The organism is uncultured Planktosalinus sp., from assembly GCF_963973675.1.
Taxonomy (GTDB): domain Bacteria; phylum Bacteroidota; class Bacteroidia; order Flavobacteriales; family Flavobacteriaceae; genus Planktosalinus.
This window is the reverse complement of sequence record NZ_CAXBAN010000279.1, coordinates 1-3,530: the sequence shown is the minus strand read 5'-3', so window position 1 is coordinate 3,530 and position 3,530 is coordinate 1. Positions and strand designations below refer to the sequence as shown.

General features: G+C 34.7%; 3 protein-coding genes. 2 read left to right on the top strand and 1 reads right to left on the bottom strand.

Annotation, left to right across the window (positions count from 1 at the left end):
- Window positions 1-395: 395 nt before the first annotated feature.
- Window positions 396-1,955 carry a glutamate--tRNA ligase gene (gene gltX / locus AACY61_RS10500; protein WP_339611532.1) on the top strand — a complete coding sequence of 520 codons (1,560 nt, stop codon included), beginning with the start codon at window positions 396-398 and terminating at the stop codon, window positions 1,953-1,955.
- Here the strand turns inward: gltX and AACY61_RS10495 are convergent.
- Window positions 1,952-2,614: a hypothetical protein gene (locus AACY61_RS10495; RefSeq protein ID WP_339611531.1), complete on the bottom strand. Its 663-nt coding sequence runs from the start codon at window positions 2,612-2,614 to the stop codon at window positions 1,952-1,954. The genes gltX and AACY61_RS10495 overlap by 4 nt on opposite strands.
- A gap of 71 nt (window positions 2,615-2,685) precedes the next feature.
- Here AACY61_RS10495 and AACY61_RS10490 point away from each other — a divergent pair.
- Window positions 2,686-3,530: SPFH domain-containing protein (locus tag AACY61_RS10490; RefSeq protein WP_339611530.1), on the top strand; the 845-nt coding region annotated here is incomplete at its 3' end.

The following is a 3,530-nucleotide window of genomic DNA, read 5'->3' as shown; positions in this document are numbered from 1 at the left end:
CGCCTTCCGATCTCAACTAAAAGTGTGAAAAGAAAATATAGCAAGCCTATAGCAACAAACAAAATGCAGCCTTTTATCAATTCATTTGAATAGTACTTTTTAATAAATTGTTCAAGCTTTTGAATTATACGGTCAAAATTACTCATTGATTATACTCTTTTCTTAACCGCTAAAATTAAGAATTTTAATGGTTAAAGCTAAATTATCAATGCTTCCTTAGTCAAACTTTAACATGAATAGATTTTGGTGTTAAATCAGTCAAATCGATATACTAATAGACAAACTAAATAAATAAGGCTTAAATTGTATATTTGCCTCATATAAAATGATATTTAAAGTATATCTTTTTATGTAAACATTTGTCATTTTAAACATCGATTCTTAAAAAATACTTTATGAATATTAACAACCCTGATTCTCACTTTAAGTCAAAAAAAACTGATCTAACTAAAAATGTAAGAGTTCGGTTTGCGCCTAGCCCAACTGGGCCACTTCATATTGGTGGTGTTCGCACGGCTTTATTTAATTATTTATTCGCAAAAAAACATAACGGAACGTTTATTTTAAGAGTTGAAGACACAGATCAAAAACGATTTGTCCCGGGAGCTGAAGAATATATAGTTGAAGCATTAAATTGGTGTGGAATTCCATTTGATGAGGGTATAGGAAAAGACAAAGGGTTTGGGCCCTACCGGCAAAGTGAACGCAAACAATTATATAAAAAATATGCCGACTTACTAATCAATACAAATAAGGCGTATTATGCATTTGATACAAACGAAAGTCTTGACAACCATAGAAAAGATCACGAAGAAAAAGGAAAAACCTTTATTTACAACCACCACAATAGAGAAAAGCTTGATAATTCATTAACCATTTCAAAAGAAGAGCTGCAAAATCGGCTTGAAAAAGGTGTTCCATATGTTATCAGGTTTAAAACACCTGTTGATACCACCGTTGTTTTAAACGATATGATTCGTGGAGAAATGGAAGTTAATTCAAACCTGCTGGATGATAAAGTACTTTTCAAAAGCGACGGTATGCCAACCTATCATCTTGCAAATATTGTAGATGACCATTTAATGGATATTTCACACGTTATTCGTGGCGAAGAATGGCTCCCTTCATTAGCATTGCATCAATTGTTGTATGATGCCTTTAATTGGGAAGCACCTGTATTTGCGCACCTTCCGCTTATAATGAAGCCTGTTGGAAAGGGCAAATTAAGCAAGCGAGATGGTGATAAAATGGGTTTTCCGGTGTTTCCGCTTGAATGGATTAATACGGAAGGAGAAAAGTATTCAGGTTATAGAGAAGATGGATATCTGCCTGAAGCGGTTGTAAATATGTTAGCGCTTTTGGGCTGGAATCCCGGAACAGAAAAGGAGATTTTTAGTCTGGATGAACTTATTCAAGAGTTTGAACTTGAAAGAGTGCACAAAGCCGGGGCAAAATTTGACCCGGAAAAAACCAAATGGTTTCAACATCATTACTTGCAACAACTTGACAATGATAAATTGGAAACTGCTTTTAAAAAGTTACTTGATCAACATCAAATAATCAGCCCGCTAAAGTTAGACCCTATTTTAAAACTTGTTAAAGAACGCATCACCTTTGTTACTGACCTGTGGGAAGAATCACAATTCTTTTTTAAGGCGCCCAAAGCCTATGAAGAAACTGCTGCAAACAAATGCTGGAAAGAAGAAACAGATAAAGTAATGCAGGCAGTTGTTATCATTCTAAAAAAAGAAACAAGTTTCACGCAAGAAAATTTATCAAAAGAAGTAAAAAAATGGATAACTGATGCGAGCATTGGATTTGGGAGGGTCATGCAGCCATTAAGACTTTCTCTTGTGGGTGAAATGAAAGGTCCTGATGTATTTGCTATTATGGAAATTCTGGGTAAAGAAGAAGTCATTCAGCGCATTGAAAATGCTATAAAAAGACTTTCTTAAAAATAAGCAGTCACTCCAATTGTAATCAAACTGGCATTTCCCTTAAAGTCTTTATTTTCAAGGTTTGAAGAGTTCAATTTATTCAACATGTTGGTAACACCATACTGATATTGACTAAAAACCCTGAAGTTTCTAAATCCCGCTGTCAATCCTGCAGCCACATGAAAATTGACCTTTGAGATGTTTTCCAGGTCAATTGCTTGTATCGAGCTATATTCATCTATGAAATAATCTTCAAACTGAGTGTCTTTAAGTGTTAGATTTCCATTGATATTTAAAACTGGTCCAGCTTCTATGCTTAAGTGCTCCCTTATAATTTTGTAGCCCCATAAAACTGAAATTTGAGCAGACTGGATATTATAATTTAATTCCCTTTGCACACCTCCCTCAGGCGTGCTATTGGCCAAAACTGAAAGATTTGTATCATAAAAAGCCACGCCATACATCATATCAAAATTGTTGTATACATTACCGCGCATTTGAAGGCCAAACATGAAGCTTTCCTTGCTTTTTGTGGACAAGTCATCAGTGTTAATGTCATAGAGTGTTATCCCTGCAGAAACACCAATCACATTAAACTCACCATAGTTTCTTTGTGAATGAATTTGATTAGAAAATAATAGAGTGACGGTAATAAAAAGTAGGTGATAAATTTTCAAAATTATGAATTTTTAAACAGGCAAATGTAAACTTTATTTTCGTAAATTGACATTTCAAAAAATTTTAACCAATGGGAAACGTATTTTTAATAATCGGCTTAGTTATTTTTATTCTTTTGTTGTTTGGAACCTTTTTTATGGTTCGTCAACAAACTTCAGCAATTGTAGAACGTTTTGGACGCTTTGTTAGTGTTAGAAATTCTGGTTTACAATTAAAAATTCCATTAATTGACCGGGTTGCCGGTCGAATCAACTTAAGAGTACAACAATTGGATGTAATAGTTGAAACTAAAACAAAAGATGATGTATTTGTTAAGCTTAAAGTCTCTGTGCAATTCAAAGTAATTGCAGAAAATGTATACAATGCTTTTTACAAGTTAGAATATCCACATGATCAGATTACTTCTTATATTTTTGATGTGGTTAGAGCAGAAGTTCCAAAATTAAGGCTTGATTATGTGTTTGAACGGAAAGACGATATTGCCAACGCTGTTAAAAAAGAATTAAACGAAGCCATGACGCGCTACGGATATGACATAATCAACACCCTGATAACAGATATTGACCCAGATCAACAAGTTAAAAATGCTATGAATCGTATCAACGCTTCAGAGCGAGAAAAAACTGCGGCTGAGTTTGAAGCAGAAGCTCAACGAATTAAAATTGTTGCAAAAGCGCGTGCAGAAGCTGAAAGCAAGCGTCTTCAGGGACAGGGTATTGCAGATCAACGTCGTGAAATTGCTCGGGGGCTGGAAGAAAGTGTCAATGTATTAAATAATGTGGGTATCAATTCACAAGAGGCCTCAGCATTGATTGTTGTAACCCAGCATTACGATACACTTCAATCGCTCGGGGAGGAAACGAACTCAAATTTGATTTTATTACCAAATTCACCTCAAGCAGGTAGTGATATGCT